Genomic DNA, 16840 nt, shown 5'->3' on the forward strand with positions numbered 1-16840 from the left:
GGGAGCAACGGCTTCCGGTCCTTGGCGGAGGATGGAGGGGACCTTCTCCGCCTTCGTTGGGAGCCGCCCGTGACCACCGCTGACCGCATACTGCTGGAGGCCGCCGGACGCGGTGACGACGCCGGGGTGCGCGGCGCGCTCGCCGCGGGGGCCGGGATCGAGTCGCGGGACGCGAATCTGCGCACCCCGCTGCTGCTGGCCGCGCTCGGCGACCATGTGCCGGTCGCCCGGACGCTGATCGAGGCGGGTGCCGACCCCGACGCGCAGGACAGCAGACACGACAGCCCCTGGCTGGTCACCGGGGTGACCGGCAGCGTCGCGATGATGCGGGTCCTGCTGCGCGGCGACCCGGACGTACGGCTGCGGAATCGTTTCGGCGGGGTCTCGGTCATCCCGGCGAGCGAGCGCGGGCATGTCGCCTATGTCCGCGCCGTACTGGCGGAGACCGACATCGAGGTGAACCACGTCAACGACCTCGGATGGACCGCCCTGCTGGAGGCGGTGATCCTCGGCGACGGCGGCCCGGCCCACCAGGAGATCGTGGAAGCACTGCTCGCGGCGGGCGCGCGCCCGGAGCTCGCGGACGCCGACGGGGTCACCGCCCTGCTGCACGCCGAGCGCCGCGGGTACGAGGAGATCGCGACCCTGCTGCGAGCGGCCCGGTGAACCGCCGTTCGCGCGCGGCCCTGGTCCTCGCCCCCGTGGTGGCCGCGCTGCTCGCCGGATGCGCCGCGGCGGACCCGAACCCGGCCCCGGACCCCGCGCCCGACCGGCCCGCCGCGACCGCCACCGGGACCGCCACCCCGGCCCCGGCCCCGGTCCCGGCCCCGGTGCCCAAGGACGAGAGCCCCGGCCGCGCCACCCCGCCGGGCACCCTCCTCGTCGCCGACTTCGGCGGCGACACCGTCACCTTCCTCGACCCGGAGCGCGGCCCCTTCGCCTCCGTCCGGGTGGGCACCGCCCCCTACGGCCTCGCCGTCGGCGCGGACGGCCGCGCCTGGGTCGCCACCGCCGAGGGCGTCGCGATCGTGGACACCCGTACCCGTACCGGCCTGGGCCGGATTCCGTACCGTACGGACTCCGGCCCCGTCACCACCGGGGAGTACCGGGGCGGCGGCATGGGCATCGCCCTCTCCCCCGACGGCCGGCGGCTCTACGTCGGTGTGAATGTGCCGGACGGCCCGGGCGTACTGGAGGTCGTGGACACCGCGACCCGGAAGGTCACCGCGACCGTCCCCGTCGGCCGCCGCCCCTTCGACGTCGACGTCTCCCGGGACGGCCGCGAGGTGTACGCGACCAACCACGACTCCTTCGACGTGACCGCCGTCCGCACGGACGACCTGCGCCCCCGCCGCCACGAGGTCGCCCCCTACGGCACCGAGGGCGGCCTCGGCTCCTGGCTCAAGCCCCACTACGCCGCGGTCCGCGCCGACGGCCGGCTGCTGCTCCCCTTCGAGGGCGAGCGCCTCGCCGTACTCGACCCCCGTACCGGCCGGGTCACGATCGAGCGCATGACCGCCGACACCCACCAGCACGGCGCGGCCCTCACCCCGGACGGCACCCTGCTCGCCGTCGGCACCGGCCCGATCGGCTCCGGCGACCGCGACGCCTCGCTGACGGTCCGCACCGAGGACGGCACCGAGCGCGTGATCCCCCTCGACGGCCCCCACGAGGACGTCGCGGTCTCGGCGGACGGGCGCACCGCCTATGTGACCGGCGGTTTCACCCGCGACGGGTACTGGGACGGCATCACCGTGGTCGACCTCGAAGAGGAGACCACCCGCAGGCTGCCCGGCGGGGTGCGTCCGCTGGGGATCGCGGTGCTCGGCGGGTGATCCGCCCCGGGCGCGCAGCGCGCGGATCGACGCGCAGCACATCCGCGGGGACAACCGCGTGGACGTGGTGCATGTGCAGACCGTCAACGACTTCCCGTACTGGAAGGAGCGGGGCCTGCTCCGGCCGTTCCGGCCCGAGGGTCTGGACCGGGTCGACCCGGACTTCGTGGACCCGGACGGGACCTACTACGCGCTGTTCGTGTTCGCGTTCTCCAATGTCGTCGACACCACTGTCATCCCCGAGGCTGGCACTGAGACACCGCGATCTTCCGGTGTATGGCATTCCGCGCGTAACCCGTGCGGCCTCTGTTACACAGCAGCAGGAGAGCTGTGAGGACAGCCCCGTAGTTTTCGATGTGTGCCGCCAACCGGGGGGAACCGGGGGAAGCGGCGGCACACCAAAACGAGGGGAATCTTCACCATGCGTACGCGCAACATCGTCATCGCCGCCGTGACGTCCGTCTGCCTGACCATGGGCGTCGGCGTGGTGGGAGCCGTCACGACGGCCCAGGCCAACGCCAAGCCCGCGTCGGTGTCCGCCGAGGCCGCGCGCGCCACACACGCCGTGCACGCCGCGCCCACCGCGCCGCCCTCCAAGAGGAAGTCCAAGACCAAGAAGATCGTCGGACAGGTCGAGTACCTCGCCCCCGGCAAGATCATCGTTACCCCGAACGGCAAGACGGGGCAGGCGCTGTGGCTCGCCATCGACACCAAGATCAAGGACCGGATGGGCGACCTCTGCTTCAAGGACGAGCCCCTCCCGTACACCTGCACGCCCGACGAGTTCGAGGAGACGCTGAAGAAGCTCTCGTACGCCCCCTGGGTCACCGTCACCCACAAGGACGGCGTCGCCCTGACCATCACCAGCGTCGTCCCGGTCTGAGCGAACCGGCTCTCCCGGCCCGTGTGAACGGGTCCGCGCACAAAGGCCGTGCCACCGCCCCGACCAGGCGGCGGCACGGCCTTTCGGCGTTCCGGGCTTGTCACCGAGCCTGCCACCGGGCCTGTCACCGGGAGCCGTCGTTCTCCTCGAACAGTTCCCGGGCGCGGCACAGCAGCGTCTCCCGGACGGTGTCCGGGGACAGTACGCGCAGGGGGGTGCCCAGGCCGAGGAGGTACGCGGCGAGCTGGTCGGCGTCGTTGCCGCCGATCTCGACGACGGTGGCGTCGGGGCCGTCCGGGCGGTGGGCGCCGATCGTCGGCGGGACGATCCGCAGGGCCCGGTCCATGGGGTGCGGGAGCCGGACCGTGGCGTAGAGCGGGTAGACGACACCGGCGATGCCCTGGGCGACGAGAAGGGCCGGGTCGGGCGGGTCGCCCAGTTCGGCCGGTCGCCCGGTCGGCAGCGCCCGCAGCACCCGGTCGGCGCGGAAGGTCCGCCACTGGTCCCGCGCCACGTCCCGGGCGACGAAGTACCAGCGGTGGCCCGTGCGCACCAGCCGGTGGGGGTCGACCTCCCGGACGGTGGTCCTCCCCGCGTGGTCGCGGTACGACAGCCGGGTCCGCTCGCCCCGGCGGCAGACGGCGGCCAGTTCCAGCAGCTTGCCGGGCCCGATCTGCGGCTCCTCGGGCCTGGGGGTGTGCACGAAGGTCGCGTCCATCTCGCCCAGCCGGTCCGCGATCCGCGGCGGCAGGACCTGCCGCAGTTTCAGCAGCGCCGACAGCGCGGCCTGGTCACCGCCGAGTACGCCGCTGCGCGCGGCCTCCCGCAGCGCGACGGCCACGGCCAGCGCCTCCTCGTCGTCGAGGACCAGCGGCGGCACCCGGGTGCCGCCCCCGAGGCGGTAGCCGCCCCACGGCCCCGGGTCGGACTCGACGCCGTACCCCAGCTCCCGCAGCCGGGCGACGTCCCGCCGGACCGTGCGCTCGGTGACCGCCATCCGCCCGGCCAGCTCGCGACAGGTCCAGGCGGGCCGCGCGGACAGCAGCGAGACCAGGCGCAGCAGGCGGGCGGAGGTGCTGATCACGTCCCGCAGTGTGCCCCACGACCAGGACCGGATCTGTCCTGGTCCCGTCCTAACGTCCCTCCCATGAGCACCGATCCCGTCACCGAACCCGTACCCGTCACCGCACCGGCCACCGCACCGGCGATCCGCGTCCTGTCCGTCGATTTCGACTGCCCGGACCCCGCCGAGCTGGCCCGCTTCTACGGCGAGGCCCTCGGCCTGCCCGTCGCCCTCTCCAGCGACGATTTCGTCCTCCTCGGCCGGGAGGGCTCCCCCGGACTGGGCTTCATCCGCGTCGCCGACCACCGGCCCCCGACCTGGCCGGACCCTTCCCAGGGCAAGCAAGCCCACCTCGAACTCGGCGTCGACGCCGCCGAACTGGACGCCGCCCACGCCCGCATGCTCGCCCTGGGGGCCGTGGAGCCCGCCTTCCAGCCGCACCCCGAGCAGCGAAGGGTCCTGCTGGACCCCGCCGGCCACCCGTTCTGCCTCTCCACGCTGGGCTGAGCACCCCGACCGACAGGGGGCGGGGCCGTCGAGGGGCTCCCCGCCCCCCTTCCCATTCACTTGCCCAACCAGGTATCTTGCATCGCATGGAACCAGGCGATCCGACCAAGCAGGCCCGCGCGGCCACCCAGCTGCGCAAAGGGGTCCTGGAGTACTGCGTACTCGCCCTGATGCGGGACCGCCCCCGCTACGGCGTGGAACTCCTCCACGCCCTGGAGGACTCCGGCGCCCTGGCCACCAGCCAGGGCACGGTCTACCCCCTGCTCTCCCGGCTCCGCCGCGACGACCTGGTCACCACCACCTGGCAGGAGTCCGCCTCCGGCCCGCCCCGGCGCTACTACGCGCTCACCGAGAGCGGCCGGGCCGCGCTCGACGAGTTCACCCGCGTCTGGCCCGGCTTCCGCGACGCGGTCGACACCTTCCTGACCGCCCCGCCGTCCCCGTCCCCCTCCCCGTCCCCCTCCCCCTCCACCGGAGACCTCGCATGAAGACTTCCGCCGACCCCGTACGCGACTACCTCTCCGCCGTCGAACGCGAGGCCTCCGCACTCCCCGCCGACCGCCGCCAAGAACTCCTCGCCGACCTCGCCGAACACATAGAGGTGACGCGCGCCGAACGCCCGGGCGTCGCGACGGGCGAGATCCTCGCGGAGCTGGGAGACCCCCGTACGATCGCGGCGACCGCCCTGTCCGAGGCGGGCGGCGAGACCGCCATGACCGAAGGCGGTGCCGCCGCTCCCGCTCGTCGCGGCAAGGTGCACCCCCTGGTCCCGCTCCTGATGCTCACCCTCTCCCTCCCCTTCACGATGGTCTTCTCCATCGGCCCCGACGCGGCATTCGACCCCGGCCCCGTCTTCGGCGTCCTGTTCCGCCTCATCGGCGCGGTCCTCCTCTGCACCTCCGTCCACTGGACCGCCGTCCAGAAGACCACCGGCGTCCTGCTCACCGTCGTCGTCCCGACCGTCCTCTTCGTCACCTGGAACCTGATCAGCGGCTGGGCGGCACCCGAAACCCAGGCCCTCCTGGGCAGCCTGGGCGCACTCACCCTGATCACCGGCACATCGGTCTGGCTCTGGCGTACCCGCCGCGTCTGAGCCCCTCCGGCGACACCGGTAGGTTCTCCGCGGTGACTTCGATGACGACCCAAGGTCTCGTATCGACAACCGACGGAGCGCGGCTCCACTGGACCGCCCTGGGCGACACCACCCGACGCCCCGCCGTGATCCTGCTCCACGGCGGCCCCGGCCTGCCCGACTACCTCAGCCCCCTCGCCCCCATGACCGCCGACCTCGCCCCCACCTACCGATACGACCAACGCGGCACCGGCCAATCCCCCTGGCCTGGCCCCCACACCCTCACCCGCCACACCGACGACCTCGCCGAACTCCTCGACGCCCGGGACCTACCCAGCGCCATCCTCATCGGCCACTCCTACGGCACCGACCTCGCCGTCCGCTTCTGCCTGCGCCACCCCACCCGCGTCGCCGCGACCCTCCTGATGTGCGGCCCCTTCACCGGCGCCTGGCACACCGCATACCGCGCCGAACGCCTCCGCCGCATGTCCCCCGCACAGCGCGACCGCCTCCGCACCCTGAAAGACCTCCCCCACCGCACCGAGGACCAGGAAGTCGAACTCCTCACCCTCTCCTGGTTCACCGACCACGCCGACCCCGAACACGGCCTGCACCAAGCAGCCATTGCCGCCCGCGACCGCCGCCCCGTCAACTGGTCCATGAACCGCGAACTCAACGCGGAAGCCCTGACGGATCCCCTAGACGACCACCTGACCGACCTCCGCGCCCACCTGCCCGAACACACCGAACTCCTCGCCGGCACCGAAGACCCCCGGCCTCTCGCGGCACTCGAATCACTCTCACTCCGGCTCGGGCTTCCCTTGACCCGTATCGAGGGCGCGGGGCACGAGCCTTGGGTGGAGCGGCCTGAGGTGGTGCGTAGTCACCTTCGGCGCTTTGTGCGGGGGGTTGTGGGTAGGTAGGGCTTTGCCGGGGCGGGGGGAAGCTCTGGAGCAGATGAAGGAAAACAGCATGGTCATGTGAGAACGTCCCGGGTCGGGAAGTGTTGGCCCCGCGCGCGCGGGGGTGGCCCCTACCAGCTCCGAGTCCGCGCGGCCGCCACGCCGTTGGCCCCGCGCGCGGGGGTGGCCCCCCGGGCTTCGGCGCGCAGCTTGCTGATGACTGGTTGGCCCCGCGTGCGCGGGGGTAGCCCGACCGCGCTGGGCACCTCGTACCAGTGGGGTGGGTCGGCCCCGCACTGGCGCGCGGGGATCCCTCCCGTACGGGCCCAGCCGCCTACTTCCCAAAGAAGGCGTTGTAGACGGTCACCTGTGCGCGCTACCGCCCTACTTGTCCGTCACCTTCACCCACAAAGCCACCGCCTTCCCCGGCCGCAGGGCCGATCACGTCGATACCGTGGATTCGATCCTGGCCCTCGCAAGGAGCGGAAGCATGGACCGTCGCAGCTTCTTCACCGCCTCGGGCGGCGGAGCCCTCGCCTTCCTCGGTATCTCCGACGCCGAAGCCGTCACCCGGCGCGTTCACGCGGCGAACGGAGGTGTCAGGGTCGGCTACGGCGAGGTCGAGGCCGTCTGGCAGATGGCACAGGTCCTGGGTGCGAACTCCGCCGAGTACGGCGGCGGTCACATCCGCCATCTCGCGGTCAGCTATCTCACCCACAACGTCGGCCCCTGGCTCAGGGGCCGCTACACCGAAGCCACCGGCCGGGCTCTGTACGCGGCAAGCTCCAGGCTCGCTCACCTCATCGGCTGGATGAGCCAGGACGAGGATGACGAATCCGCCGCCCACGACTACTACGTCCACGCCTACCGGCTCGCCGACGAAGCCGGTGAGGAAGAACTCGCCGCCACCGCCCTGCGCGGGCTGACCGCACAGACCATGGAAGCCGGCCCACGCCACCGAGGGCGGGCCCTGGCACTGGCGGAGGGATGTGTCGCACGGGCAAAAGGGATCAACGACCTGCGGGCACGGGCCTACTACGAGGTCACCCTCGCCGAGGCAGCCGCTCTGGACGGCGACCACCGCCTCGCCACCCGCACCCTGGCCTTGTCCCAGACCCACATCGAGCACGACTGGGACGCCCCCTCGACCACCTCATGGGCGTCCCACTTCACCATCGGCCGCTGGTCCCACGTCTCCGGTCTGATCCTCGCCCAGATGGGCGACCTCACCGGTGCCCAGGCCCAGCTCCACCAGGCCCTGACCGTCCACGGCCTCGACAGCCGCCGCAGCCGCGCCAACGTCCTCGGCCAGCTCGGCGCCCTCCACCTCCGCCAGGGCGACCTGGACGGCGCCCTCAGCACCTGGACCCGGTTCCTGGACGCCGCCGAAGGCGTCCAGTCCGCCCGCGTACGCGACTCCGCCCAAGACCTGAGCACCCGCCTTGCCCGGTACCCCCACGACCCCGACGCCCGTAACCTCACCGACCGGGCAGCCGCTTACCTGACCGCGTAGCCCCGTCCGCAGGCCGTCCGTCTTCTCAGCAGACGAGTTCCAAGCCGGATCAACCATGAATGATCTTGACCGCTGTGACGACGAAGGCGGGCGGACCGGCGATAGTCGCCGACCGTCGGTCCGGCTCCCTCCCGGGGTCGGCCGGGGCAGAGCCGTGCCCGTAGGGGTCCTTCGCCAGGGTCGTCTGCATCGCGGCGTCGAACTGAGCCCTGAACCGGGGTTCCATCTGCCGGTAGACCTTCTCCCCCTCGCCCGCGTAGGTGATCCGGTAACAGCTCACCGTCCCTCCCCCTGCCCCTGGTAGGCCGCCCTCAGCTCGGCGACAAGGGCGTCCTCCTCCGCCAAATCCTCCGGCGGATATCCCCAGCGCAGTGCGGCATAGGTCAACTCATGCCCCGGAGTACGGGAGATCTCCGCCTCGAACTCCGCCCGCCGGTCCTCGTCAAGCGCCTGCCGAATGCCCTCGATCGTCGCCGGGAACGTCTTCGCACCCACAGGGAAGCCGGTGGACCACACCGTGGGCGCGGTCTCCCCCTCCACCTCGTCCAGCGGCGGATGCGTCGGAGCGACCGGTTTCCCGTCGCCGTCCCTCACCCCCGAGAAGTCCCCGCTGCGGAGCCGCCCCACCGTCGTCGCATCCGACTCCGCCGCGCCCGGTGGCAGGGTCCAGTCGAGGATCACGTAGACGAGATGCTTCGCCGGAGTCCGGGCGACCACGGCGTCGAACTCCGCCGCTTTCTCCGGCTCCAGCTCCGCGCGGACGCCCCCGATACTCGACGGCACCTCAACACGCGCCCCTGCCAGGGGGATGCTCCACACCGGCCCCATGCCCGGCCCTCACCTTCGTTCGCGAAGCCTTCGAAGCGGCCACGCTAGAGCCCGGCCGGGACAGAGAAACGGATACCAGGCGCTCTCAACACGATCGGGTGACCGACCCCACCGCGCCTCTGGGCGCAAGGTCAAGCACGTCGGCCCCGGGCCTGTGGTCCGGCTACTGGGTCCAGTTGAACTCGCCGTTGGCGTTGGTCTTCCGCCGCTGGGGCTTGCTCTGGGAGTAGGTGTCCCATGCGGTGCTGCGGGTGTCAGTCACTGCCTGTCCGTTTCGGCTGGAGTGTGCGAGGAACGGCAGCGCGGTAGCCGTGATGGCGGGTACGGTGCTGCAAGGTGGCCCTGTGGCGGTGGACAGCGCTTGGGGCTGCCTCCGGAGCAGGTAAAGAAAAACAGCATGGTCACGTGACAACACCGCAGGTCAGAAAGTGTCGGCCCCGCACGCGCGGGGGTAGCCCGTCGCGAGTGTCGGCGGCGAGGCGCTCGGCGACGTCGGCCCCGCACGCGCGGGGGGTAGCCCTCCGAGCGAGACGTATGCGCCGCCGCTCCGGGTGTCCGCCCCGCGCGTGCGGGGATACCTCCCGTGCGGGGCCCAGCCGCCCACTTCCCGAAGAAGGTGTTGTAGACGGTCACCTGCGCGCTACCACCCTGCTTGGCCGGGTTCTTCAAAGCCGCCCTGTCCTTCACGACCTTCAACCTGGCCCAAGTCTTGCCGCCGTCATAGAAAGCGTGCGCGGTCAGCGCCTTGACGTTGCCCTTGGCCGCCGCCGCGCCGTGAACCTGGAGCGGGGCGGCCTGGGTGGCACACGCCAGGGCGGTGCGTCCGGGCGGCCTGGGTGCTAGCGGCTGAGCCGCAGGTTCCAGCCCGCGCCGTCCGGTCCGCTGGTGGGGATGAGGGTGGGGGAGTAGTCGGCGCGGCCGGGCTGTCCGGCGGCGTTCCAGCCGGTGATCCAGTCTCGGACGACGGCGAGGGACGGGGAACCGGGGCTGTCCGCGACGATCTTGCCGTCCTGCGTGAGGGCGGCGGCGGAGGTGGGGGTGGAGTGTCCGAACAGCATTCCGTCGGGGAGGCGGACAAGTGTCAGGCCGGGGTCGGCCGTGGAGGCGGCCCAGTACTGGAGCGGCTTCCAGGGGGCGTCGGCGGCCGGGTCCTCGGCGTGGCCGGGGTTGCTCAGGCGTTCCAGGGTGGCGCGGGCACCGGAGCTGTGCCAGTCGTCGTTCTCGCGCCAGGCGATGGACACCCAGGAATGCTCGGGTGCCCGGGTCTCCCAGTCGATCCAGCGTCCGGGCAGGTCGAGATCGGGCTTCGGGGAAGGGGTGGCATCGATGTAGTTGCCGCCGGTGACGGTCTCGATCTCGGGTCGGCCGTGGTTGACGCGGATGACCGCGAGCACGGTCAGGTCCGGGATCGCCGCGACCGGCAGGGTGGAGACGATCCGGCCGCAGTCGGCGGTCTGATCCACCCACGCCTTCGGGAGCAGGGGCGGCGCGCACCAGGCCCCGATGCGGTCGTACGGGGCGGAGCCGGGATAGCCGGCGACTCCGTCGGCGGTGTGGCAGCGGATGTGGGTCAGCCCGCGCCGGTGGTGGATGAGATTGGCCCAGCGGATGAGATACCCGTTGATGTCCAGGCTGGTCACCGAGCCGGTGGGGCCGGTGAGGTGGGCGAGCAGCGCGCCCGAGTAGCCGGACCCGGTCCCGATCTCCAGCACCCTCGCGCCTTCGACCACGTCCAGGTAGGAGATGTCGCGGTGAACGAAGACCGCGTTGGTGCGGTGGACGGTGGGTCCGCGTCCGTCGTGATGGGTGTAGTGCCGCTCCGGTACTGACTCGGCGGACTTGGCGACTGCGGGGGACACCGGGGCGTCGACGGCGGGTGCGCTCAACGCTGTTCACTCCTCAGGAGGGTGGGGAACTCGCGTGCTCAACCGCCCCGATCGGGTGAAAGTCACGGCGTCGGGGCTGGTGGGATTCAGATGGACGGAGTGGTGTGGTACTCCGCCGGCGGGGGCGCGAACCGTACGCCGAAGCACCAGGTGACCTTCCGGCCCGTGATCGCGGCTGCCCCGGACGAACAGCGTGCCCGTGCGCCGACTCCCTGGGGGCGGGGAGATCACGGAGGCCGACACGTCCGCGTAGCCCTGCTCCTTGAGGATCAACTCCCAGGCGGCGGGCTCATAGTCCCACCGCTTGACGACGGCCGGGTCCTCGTCGGGCCCACGCGGGATGTACGAGGCCTGGCAGCCGTAGCACCCTTCGACCGGGGGCCGCTGGGAGAAGGCGAACACTCCCCCCGGCTTGAGGTTCGCGTGAACGGCCGGCAGCAGCAGTCCGGGGTCGGTGAACCAGGCCGCGCCGAACACGCTGTAGACCGCGTCGAAGACCGTGACCGCGTCTTTGAGATGGGCGAGGGCATCGGCCTGGTGGAGTTCCATCCCGTCCATGCCCGGCCATCGCTCACGCGCCTTGTCGAGCTGCCTGGCGGAGAGGTCGACCCCCACGGCCCGCATACCGATCGCCGCGAGGTGAGCAGCGTTCCCTCCGGACCCGCACCCGAGGTCCAGCACGCTGTCTCCAGGCGCGAGTCTGAGCACATCGACCCCGGGGCCGTGATCCGGGTACTGGGTCCAGTTGAACCATGTGGTCTCACCGTTGGCGTTGGTCTTCCGCCGCTGGGGCTTGCTCTGGGAGTAGGTGTCCCATGCGGTGCTGCGGGTGTCAGTCACTGCCTACTGTCCGTTTCGGCTGGAGTGGACGAGGAACGGCAGTGCGGTAGCCGTGATGGCGGGTACGGTGCTGCAAGGTGGCCCTGTGGCGGTGAACAGCGCCTGGGCGACCCTTGAAGCAGGTAAAGCAAAACAGCATGATCACGCGACAACGCCCCCGGTCAGAAAGTGTCGGCCCCGCACGCGCGGGGGTAGCCCGTCACCATCAACGTCCAAAGGGGAACCCACACCGTCGGCCCCGCACGCGCGGGGGTAGCCCCGATCTTCAAGAGGCCGTCCCGGTATCGTCCGGGTCGGCCTTCCCTGCTCAGCGGGGTACTCGCGATCGTCTCGTGGTGGCGGATGGCCTCGGCGATGATGAAGTTCACCGAAAATCACGGACATGATGACTGGCCCCGCCCTGTCTACGACGGGGGACAGGCCGGGGCGGTTCGGGTTCAGTCAGGGTGCCGGGCGGGTTGGGTGCGGAGGACGGCAAGCCTTCGCTGATAGATCTGGCCCGAGTAGTACGAGGTCTCGGCCGGGCTGTCCGCGCTGGTCTCGATCACATGCTGGGCGGCGGCCTTCAGGGCTGCCGCCCAGGCGAGGGTGTGGTGCCGACCGTCACGTCCACACTCCTGGGGCTCCCCGGCGAGGCAGAGAGGAAGAGTAGGGCCGACCTTGTTCGCAGCGTGCCTCACGTACATGGCGATCCGGTGCCACTGTTCCTCCGCACGCTCCACTGCCGGTCTGTGGCCCTCGATCCACGCGGTGAAGTCGTCGCCGTGATCGTCCATGGTGCCTGCCTCCGGCTCGATCGGTTGGGTGAGCGATGAGCGATCGTAGACAGCGTTCGGGAGTCGGGCGGGGCCTTTGGGGGCACGGTCCCCCTCACGGGATCACGGGAGGCAGGGCCCGCACGCGGGGAGGCAGACCGGCCCGGCCGCGCACGCCTGGTTGGTGGCCTGCTCAATCTGAGTCCTTGCCGTTGCCATCTCGGCGCCGTTCCAGATGGCCGTCAGGGACGCCTCACGGACGTTGCCGACATTGATGCCGCGTCTCCAGACGCCAGGCGGTGTGCTTGAACTCCCTGAACAGGTTGGCGATCGACGGGAACGGTTGCAGCTCCGGCGCGGGGAGGCGCGGCGCATAGCGGACGAGGAGATCTCGCGGCACTCGGACGAACGTCTCGGAGTCCTTAACGTCCCGCAGTTGGACGAGATGGCCCGGGTCGGTCTCTCGGTCGCCCTGGACGAGGATCTGATCGGTGCCCTCGATCTCGTAGAGGGTGGGGCAGTCGCCATCGCCGCTGGTCGTGCCGATGAACCTGAGTGTCATGTGGGCGTCCTCCGTTGAAGTGTGGCTCAGGAACAGGATGCTCGGAACAGCTCCCGCGCACCGCGAAGTTGCAGCAGATTGCTCAATGGGTCGACTGGCGAGTAGTTGCGCGCAACAGCGATGGGACGATCCTGAGACGACTGCCGAGGAGGAACGGCAGCGCGGCGGCCGTGATGGCGGGTACGGTGCTGCAAGGTGGCCCTGTGGCGGTGAACAGCGCTTGGGCAGCGAAGCAGGTAAAGAAAAACAGCATGATCACGCGACAACGCCCCAGGTCAGGAAGTGTCGGCCCCGCACGCGCGGGGGTAGCCCCTGGAGCCCCTGCCGGGCGGGCTGGGGCAGGACGTCGGCCCCGCACGCGCGGGGGTAGCCCACCGGTTGCCGGTGATGTCGACATCGGCCTGGGGTCCGCCCCGCACGCGCGGGGGTAGCCCTTTGATTGGGGAGGGCGCGCTTGTCGGGGTCGCGTCCGCCCCGCACGCGCGGGGGTAGCTCGGGTCGCCGGCTGGTCGCCGAGGGGTGCGGCAGTCGGCCCCGCACGTGCGGGGAACCTCTCGGGCGGGGCACGGTCGGCTACTTACCGAAGAACAACCCCTCCCACCACCCCCTCACCCCGAAGCCGAACCAGCACCCCGCCCACACCGAACATCCGGGCAGCGAATCGCCGTTACGGCCCCGGTCTCGGCGTCCCTGAGTACGTGAGTGTGTGAGGTCGCGTGCGCGTGCGTACGAACCCGGACGCCCCAGCGGGTGAGACGGGCGGCCAGCCACGGCGCGTGGACGTCGTACGTCCGGGCGATGGCTTTCAGGGAATCGCCATGGGTGTAGCGGTTGATGACGGTGGTGCGGTCGGAGATGAGGCGGTTGCGGGCGGCGGCTTTCTCCGCTGGGGTGCGGCGTGGCACTGGGGGCTCCTGTTCTGGGGTGGGTGGCCCCGGCCGTGGCGGGGGAATGGACGGCCGGGGCCGGGAGGGTGCGGGGCGCACTCTCCCCTCCCCTGGTGTGCGGCCAGGGGGGATTGGGGGGGGACGGGTCAGGGGTGGTCGGTGGGGGTGGCGGGGCGGACTTTGGTCTTGGGGGTGTCCCATTCGCGGCCGCCGCCGAGGGGGCGGAGGAAGTAGAGGGTGCCGTATTCGGCCATGAGGACGCCGAGGGATTTGGACTGGGTGTCGTAGGCGATGTCGCCGACCGCGAGAACGTTGTTTGGTACAGGGAATTCGGAAGCGTCAGGCATCGCCATTCCCCACTCCTCTCCGTAGCGCTTCCACTACTCTGGGCGGCCCAGCGTGGCGGGGAGTTGGGAACTCTTCAACAGGCCAGAGGCGAAGGAAGGATTGATTCCCATCGTAAATATCAAGGAACTCGACCCTGAAGAAGGGCCACTGGCGGCCTACGGAGCCCGTCTACGGGCGGCGAGGGAAGCGCGGGGGTGGACGCAGGAGCAGTTGGCCGACCGGATGAAATATTCCGGGCAGCATATTTCGGCGCTTGAAACTGCTCGGAAGCCGCCAACTCTGCGAAGCTCAGTGAGCGCCGACATGGCCTTCGGAATCGCAGGGAAGGTCGAATCCTTCAAACGGGCGTACTACGAGATCAAGCGTGGTTCGCTGATGGAGGGCTTCCCGGAGTACCTGATGCGCGAGTCCCAGGCGGCGGAGATCCGGCTGTTCGACGCAGGGCTGGTCCCAGGACTGCTCCAGACACACGCGTACGCACAGGAACTTGCCAATGGCGCGGTGCAGCGAGACGAGATCACGCCGGAGCAGGCCGCCGAGCGGGTGGAGTTCCTGATAGAGCGACAGGCCGCCCTCGTTCAGACGCCACCGCCACTGATCTTCGCGGTGCTGGACGAAAGCTGCATCCGCCGCCCCATCGGCGATCAGAGCGTCATGGACGAACAGCTCGCACGACTGATCGAGTTCTCACAACTGTCGAACACCTCGCTTCAGATCGCCCCGTACTCCATGGGGGCACTCAGGCCGTTCGACCGATTGGTGAACCTTCTGACGATGCACGACAGATCTCTGATGGCCTACACCGAATCGCAGAGCCAAGGGTATCTGGACCGCGAACTCACCTCTGTGGTACCGCTGATGAAGAGATATCATCAGCTCCAGACCCATGCGGCTTCCCAAGCTGAATCCGTCGCCATGATCGAACAGCTACGAAAGGGCACCCCGTGACGACCACGACCGACTCCCCCCTCCGTTGGGTCAAGTCGAGCTACAGCAACAACGGTGGTTCCTGCGTCGAATGGGCCCCGTCGCACGTGTCCGTCACCGGTACTGTCCCCATCCGGGACAGCAAGAACCCGGCCGGCCCGGTCCTTCTCCTGTCCAGCACCGCGTTCGCCGGACTGGTCACCCTCGCCCGCGCCGCCGCCTGAGTCGGCGCGCGCACCTAAGGACGTCCGTCGGTCCGGCGGGCGTCCTTCAGGTTCCGCCGAGTGTCGGCGGCTCACCATGTTCCAGATAGACGGTCGAGCCGTCCGCCCGAGCCCGAATACCGGCGGTGATCCGGCGTACGAGCCGGGGAATGGTCAGCTCCGGCAGCCGTTCGGCGGGGTGGAAGTCGTAGCCGCGAAGCTCGTCGGCCTGGATCCTGACCCGCCGACGCTGCTCCGCGCCGAGGAGGCCGCCGTCGAAGAGGTAGAGGACCTTGTCCCCCTCTCCCGGATTCGGTGCCCAGTCCACGACGAGCAGTCGGCCGATCCGAGGCGCAATGCCCAGCTCCTCCTGGACCTCTCGCGCGCAGGCCCGCAGGGGTGACTCGCCGCGCTCGACGTATCCACCCGGGATATCGCGGTAGTCCTTGTAGGACGGCTCGACGAGCAGGACGCGATCGACCTCGTCGAAGAAGAGAACACCAGCTGCCATGCGGGGGTGGGCCATCTTCGCCTCGTGCTCGTTCACAAGGTGGACTCTAACTGCTGTCGATGATGTGCAACCTGTGGGCCAGGCCAGCTACGGACTGGGACGGGCGGCCTCTCGTACCGCGAATCCAGCCGATGACCAGTTCCCGGCTCAGGTAGTGGTGACGTACCTGTTCAGGAGCGGCCTGTTCGGCGTCCAGCAGAATGGACAAAGCTTCGTCGGTCCGGTTCCAGGCACTGAGCGCTCGGGCGACCTCAAGGCTGTGTCGCACTCGCCGCTCCACCGGCATGGCACTGGTGTCGATTCGGGGTCCGAGGTCCGCTGCTACCTGTAAATCCCCGAGCTCTCTGGCTGTTGCCACGCGATGGATGGCCACGTTGGTTGGGCCGAAGGCTGTCCACAGATGGTTGGCGTCGGAGCCTAACCTGCGCGCGGATTCGTCCGCTTCCCTGAGGAAGCTCTGAACTGTCGCTCGGTCCTCTGCTCTTGCGGCTGCCATGGCCCCGGCGAGGAAGAGTGTGCCGTACACCGAAAGGTATTCGTCGTCTGCGTCGCCCAGTTCTGGCTGCATCACGGCTGCTGCGTCGTTCACCAGCTGGACCGCCGCAGTGAAGCGTCCAGTGGCCAGAAGGCAGTGCGCGACCGACCGGATGAGCGAGCCCGATACCGCGCTCTGACCGCTGAGCTGTGCGGCTCCCAGCCCTCGGTCGGCGGCGATCCAAGCCAGCTCCGGCTCCCCGACCTTGCCCAGTACCAATGCCGCACCCTGGTAGGTCAGGGCAAGCAGGGCATGAACCTCTTCCCGTTCGCGCCCTGAGTACGCACGGGATGCGGCGAGGGCATCGGCAAGAACGAAGGGAAGGCGTCGAGTGGCGAAGCTGTAGCGCGATGCCTGGTACGCATCGAGAATCTCCCTCACGTCAGCCTGGAGATCCTTCAAGGTGGGAGGTTCGCCATCGGAAGGAGGTCCCAGCAAGGGCGTGAGTTGTCTGTAATCCATGAGCGCTTCGTGCAACGCGGGGGCTGTCCGCTTGCCGCCATTACCTGGCCAATCCATGAGGGTTGGCTCTGCAAGCAACTCTCCAAGGGAAACATCGAGGGCCTTGGCGAGCGAGGTGATCACCGAGAGGCGATCGAGTTCGATCCGGTTGTTCTCCGCTTTACTCAACCAGTCTGCGGTGCGTCCGACAAGGCCGGCCAAGACCTCCTGCGAGAGGCCGCGTCGACGCCGGTACCAAGCGATGCGCTCGCCGGTGGTCAGATTCTCTGTCATCCCTCGCATGTCCTGACTGTCACCTCGTGGCTAAAAGAAACCCCCGGA

Annotated in this window: 21 protein-coding genes and 1 pseudogene; 11 read left to right on the forward strand and 11 right to left on the reverse strand. The window is 70.0% G+C overall.

Annotation, left to right across the window (positions count from 1 at the left end):
- The first annotated feature begins 69 nt into the window (after nucleotides 1–69).
- From IE247_RS01660 to IE247_RS01675, 4 genes are all read left to right on the forward strand, one after another.
- The gene (locus IE247_RS01660; RefSeq protein ID WP_190121004.1) at nucleotides 70–666 is read left to right on the forward strand and encodes an ankyrin repeat domain-containing protein; all 597 of its coding nucleotides are present in this window, start codon (nucleotides 70–72) and stop codon (nucleotides 664–666) included.
- A complete protein-coding gene (locus IE247_RS01665; RefSeq protein ID WP_190121005.1) occupies nucleotides 663–1835 on the forward strand; it encodes a YncE family protein in 1173 nt (390 codons plus the stop codon). The genes IE247_RS01660 and IE247_RS01665 overlap by 4 nt, the downstream gene beginning before the upstream one ends.
- A 58-nt stretch (nucleotides 1836–1893) precedes the next feature.
- Nucleotides 1894–2169, forward strand: a complete 276-nt coding sequence (locus IE247_RS01670; RefSeq protein ID WP_190121006.1) for a type 2 periplasmic-binding domain-containing protein — start codon at nucleotides 1894–1896, stop codon at nucleotides 2167–2169.
- A gap of 87 nt (nucleotides 2170–2256) precedes the next feature.
- Nucleotides 2257–2718 carry a hypothetical protein gene (locus IE247_RS01675; protein ID WP_190121007.1) on the forward strand — a complete coding sequence of 154 codons (462 nt, stop codon included), beginning with the start codon at nucleotides 2257–2259 and terminating at the stop codon, nucleotides 2716–2718.
- 124 nt (nucleotides 2719–2842) lie between these two features.
- Here IE247_RS01675 and IE247_RS01680 read toward each other — a convergent pair whose 3' ends face one another.
- Nucleotides 2843–3802: a helix-turn-helix transcriptional regulator gene (locus IE247_RS01680; protein ID WP_190121008.1), complete on the reverse strand. Its 960-nt coding sequence runs from the start codon at nucleotides 3800–3802 to the stop codon at nucleotides 2843–2845.
- 63 nt (nucleotides 3803–3865) lie between these two features.
- Here IE247_RS01680 and IE247_RS01685 point away from each other — a divergent pair, with 63 nt between their 5' ends.
- The 5 genes from IE247_RS01685 (at nucleotide 3866) to IE247_RS01705 (ending at nucleotide 7775) form a co-directional block, all read left to right on the forward strand.
- Nucleotides 3866–4288 (forward strand): VOC family protein, encoded by a 423-nt coding sequence (locus IE247_RS01685; protein WP_190121009.1) that lies wholly within the window; start codon nucleotides 3866–3868, stop codon nucleotides 4286–4288.
- An 86-nt stretch (nucleotides 4289–4374) separates the two neighbouring features.
- The gene (locus IE247_RS01690) at nucleotides 4375–4776 is read left to right on the forward strand and encodes a PadR family transcriptional regulator (protein WP_190121010.1); all 402 of its coding nucleotides are present in this window, start codon (nucleotides 4375–4377) and stop codon (nucleotides 4774–4776) included.
- Nucleotides 4773–5381 (forward strand): HAAS signaling domain-containing protein, encoded by a 609-nt coding sequence (locus IE247_RS01695; RefSeq protein ID WP_190121011.1) that lies wholly within the window; start codon nucleotides 4773–4775, stop codon nucleotides 5379–5381. The genes IE247_RS01690 and IE247_RS01695 overlap by 4 nt, the downstream gene beginning before the upstream one ends.
- 41 nt (nucleotides 5382–5422) lie before the next feature.
- Nucleotides 5423–6283 carry an alpha/beta fold hydrolase gene (locus tag IE247_RS01700; RefSeq protein WP_190121012.1) on the forward strand — a complete coding sequence of 287 codons (861 nt, stop codon included), beginning with the start codon at nucleotides 5423–5425 and terminating at the stop codon, nucleotides 6281–6283.
- Nucleotides 6284–6542: 259 nt separating this feature from the next.
- Nucleotides 6543–7775 (forward strand): NsdA family TPR-like regulatory protein, encoded by a 1233-nt coding sequence (locus tag IE247_RS01705; RefSeq protein WP_506005030.1) that lies wholly within the window; start codon nucleotides 6543–6545, stop codon nucleotides 7773–7775.
- A 49-nt stretch (nucleotides 7776–7824) separates the two neighbouring features.
- On the opposite strand, the gene IE247_RS01710 is transcribed toward IE247_RS01705, so the two are convergent.
- From IE247_RS01710 to IE247_RS01745, 8 genes and pseudogenes are all read right to left on the reverse strand, one after another.
- On the reverse strand, nucleotides 7825–8055 hold the full coding sequence (locus IE247_RS01710; protein WP_190121014.1) for a hypothetical protein: 231 nt from the start codon (nucleotides 8053–8055) through the stop codon (nucleotides 7825–7827).
- Entirely contained in the window at nucleotides 8052–8558 is a 507-nt protein-coding gene (locus IE247_RS01715) for a hypothetical protein (protein WP_190121433.1), read from the reverse strand. Before IE247_RS01715 ends, IE247_RS01710 begins: the two co-directional genes overlap by 4 nt.
- Nucleotides 8559–9442: 884 nt before the next feature.
- The gene (locus IE247_RS01725) at nucleotides 9443–10489 is read right to left on the reverse strand and encodes a protein-L-isoaspartate(D-aspartate) O-methyltransferase (protein WP_190121015.1); all 1047 of its coding nucleotides are present in this window, start codon (nucleotides 10487–10489) and stop codon (nucleotides 9443–9445) included.
- Between the two features lie 6 nt (nucleotides 10490–10495).
- A complete protein-coding gene (locus IE247_RS01730; RefSeq protein WP_190121016.1) occupies nucleotides 10496–11329 on the reverse strand; it encodes a class I SAM-dependent methyltransferase in 834 nt (277 codons plus the stop codon).
- Between the two features lie 437 nt (nucleotides 11330–11766).
- Nucleotides 11767–12105 (reverse strand): hypothetical protein, encoded by a 339-nt coding sequence (locus IE247_RS01735; RefSeq protein WP_190121017.1) that lies wholly within the window; start codon nucleotides 12103–12105, stop codon nucleotides 11767–11769.
- A 102-nt stretch (nucleotides 12106–12207) separates the two neighbouring features.
- Complete coding sequence (locus tag IE247_RS34940) at nucleotides 12208–12459, reverse strand: SPASM domain-containing protein (RefSeq protein ID WP_190121018.1); 252 nt, start codon at nucleotides 12457–12459, stop codon at nucleotides 12208–12210.
- Nucleotides 12362–12646: pseudogene (locus IE247_RS34080) on the reverse strand (DUF6879 family protein); the annotation flags it as partial. The pseudogene IE247_RS34080 and the gene IE247_RS34940, both read right to left, overlap by 98 nt.
- A 1033-nt stretch (nucleotides 12647–13679) precedes the next feature.
- Nucleotides 13680–13886 carry a hypothetical protein gene (locus IE247_RS01745; protein WP_190121019.1) on the reverse strand — a complete coding sequence of 69 codons (207 nt, stop codon included), beginning with the start codon at nucleotides 13884–13886 and terminating at the stop codon, nucleotides 13680–13682.
- Nucleotides 13887–13989: 103 nt separating this feature from the next.
- Here IE247_RS01745 and IE247_RS01750 point away from each other — a divergent pair, with 103 nt between their 5' ends.
- Together IE247_RS01750 and IE247_RS01755 are read left to right on the forward strand one after the other, a co-directional pair.
- The gene (locus IE247_RS01750) at nucleotides 13990–14829 is read left to right on the forward strand and encodes a helix-turn-helix domain-containing protein (RefSeq protein WP_190121390.1); all 840 of its coding nucleotides are present in this window, start codon (nucleotides 13990–13992) and stop codon (nucleotides 14827–14829) included.
- On the forward strand, nucleotides 14826–15032 hold the full coding sequence (locus IE247_RS01755) for a DUF397 domain-containing protein (protein WP_190121020.1): 207 nt from the start codon (nucleotides 14826–14828) through the stop codon (nucleotides 15030–15032). The genes IE247_RS01750 and IE247_RS01755 overlap by 4 nt, the downstream gene beginning before the upstream one ends.
- Nucleotides 15033–15078: 46 nt before the next feature.
- Here IE247_RS01755 and IE247_RS01760 read toward each other — a convergent pair whose 3' ends face one another.
- Both IE247_RS01760 and IE247_RS01765 read right to left on the reverse strand, forming a co-directional pair.
- Entirely contained in the window at nucleotides 15079–15537 is a 459-nt protein-coding gene (locus IE247_RS01760; protein WP_190121391.1) for an NUDIX domain-containing protein, read from the reverse strand.
- Nucleotides 15538–15568: 31 nt separating this feature from the next.
- On the reverse strand, nucleotides 15569–16792 hold the full coding sequence (locus tag IE247_RS01765; protein ID WP_190121021.1) for a helix-turn-helix domain-containing protein: 1224 nt from the start codon (nucleotides 16790–16792) through the stop codon (nucleotides 15569–15571).
- Nucleotides 16793–16840 lie beyond the last annotated feature (48 nt).

It is taken from the genome of Streptomyces inusitatus, assembly GCF_014651115.1.
GTDB classification, from domain to species: Bacteria; Actinomycetota; Actinomycetes; order Streptomycetales; family Streptomycetaceae; genus Streptomyces; species Streptomyces amakusaensis.

What these genes read in the sequence shown, in the direction of transcription:
- IE247_RS01675 (WP_190121007.1), top strand. Translation starts at nt 2,257, where the DNA reads ATGCGTACGCGCAACATCGTCATCGCCGCCGTGACGTCCGTCTGCCTG.
- IE247_RS01685 (WP_190121009.1), top strand. Translation starts at nt 3,866, where the DNA reads ATGAGCACCGATCCCGTCACCGAACCCGTACCCGTCACCGCACCGGCC.
- IE247_RS01690 (WP_190121010.1), top strand. Translation starts at nt 4,375, where the DNA reads ATGGAACCAGGCGATCCGACCAAGCAGGCCCGCGCGGCCACCCAGCTG.
- IE247_RS01695 (WP_190121011.1), top strand. Translation starts at nt 4,773, where the DNA reads ATGAAGACTTCCGCCGACCCCGTACGCGACTACCTCTCCGCCGTCGAA.
- IE247_RS01700 (WP_190121012.1), top strand. Translation starts at nt 5,423, where the DNA reads ATGACGACCCAAGGTCTCGTATCGACAACCGACGGAGCGCGGCTCCAC.
- IE247_RS01735 (WP_190121017.1), bottom strand. Translation starts at nt 12,105, where the DNA reads ATGGACGATCACGGCGACGACTTCACCGCGTGGATCGAGGGCCACAGA.
- IE247_RS34940 (WP_190121018.1), bottom strand. Translation starts at nt 12,459, where the DNA reads ATGCGCCGCGCCTCCCCGCGCCGGAGCTGCAACCGTTCCCGTCGATCG.
- IE247_RS01745 (WP_190121019.1), bottom strand. Translation starts at nt 13,886, where the DNA reads ATGGCGATGCCTGACGCTTCCGAATTCCCTGTACCAAACAACGTTCTC.
- IE247_RS01760 (WP_190121391.1), bottom strand. Translation starts at nt 15,537, where the DNA reads ATGGCCCACCCCCGCATGGCAGCTGGTGTTCTCTTCTTCGACGAGGTC.
- IE247_RS01765 (WP_190121021.1), bottom strand. Translation starts at nt 16,792, where the DNA reads ATGACAGAGAATCTGACCACCGGCGAGCGCATCGCTTGGTACCGGCGT.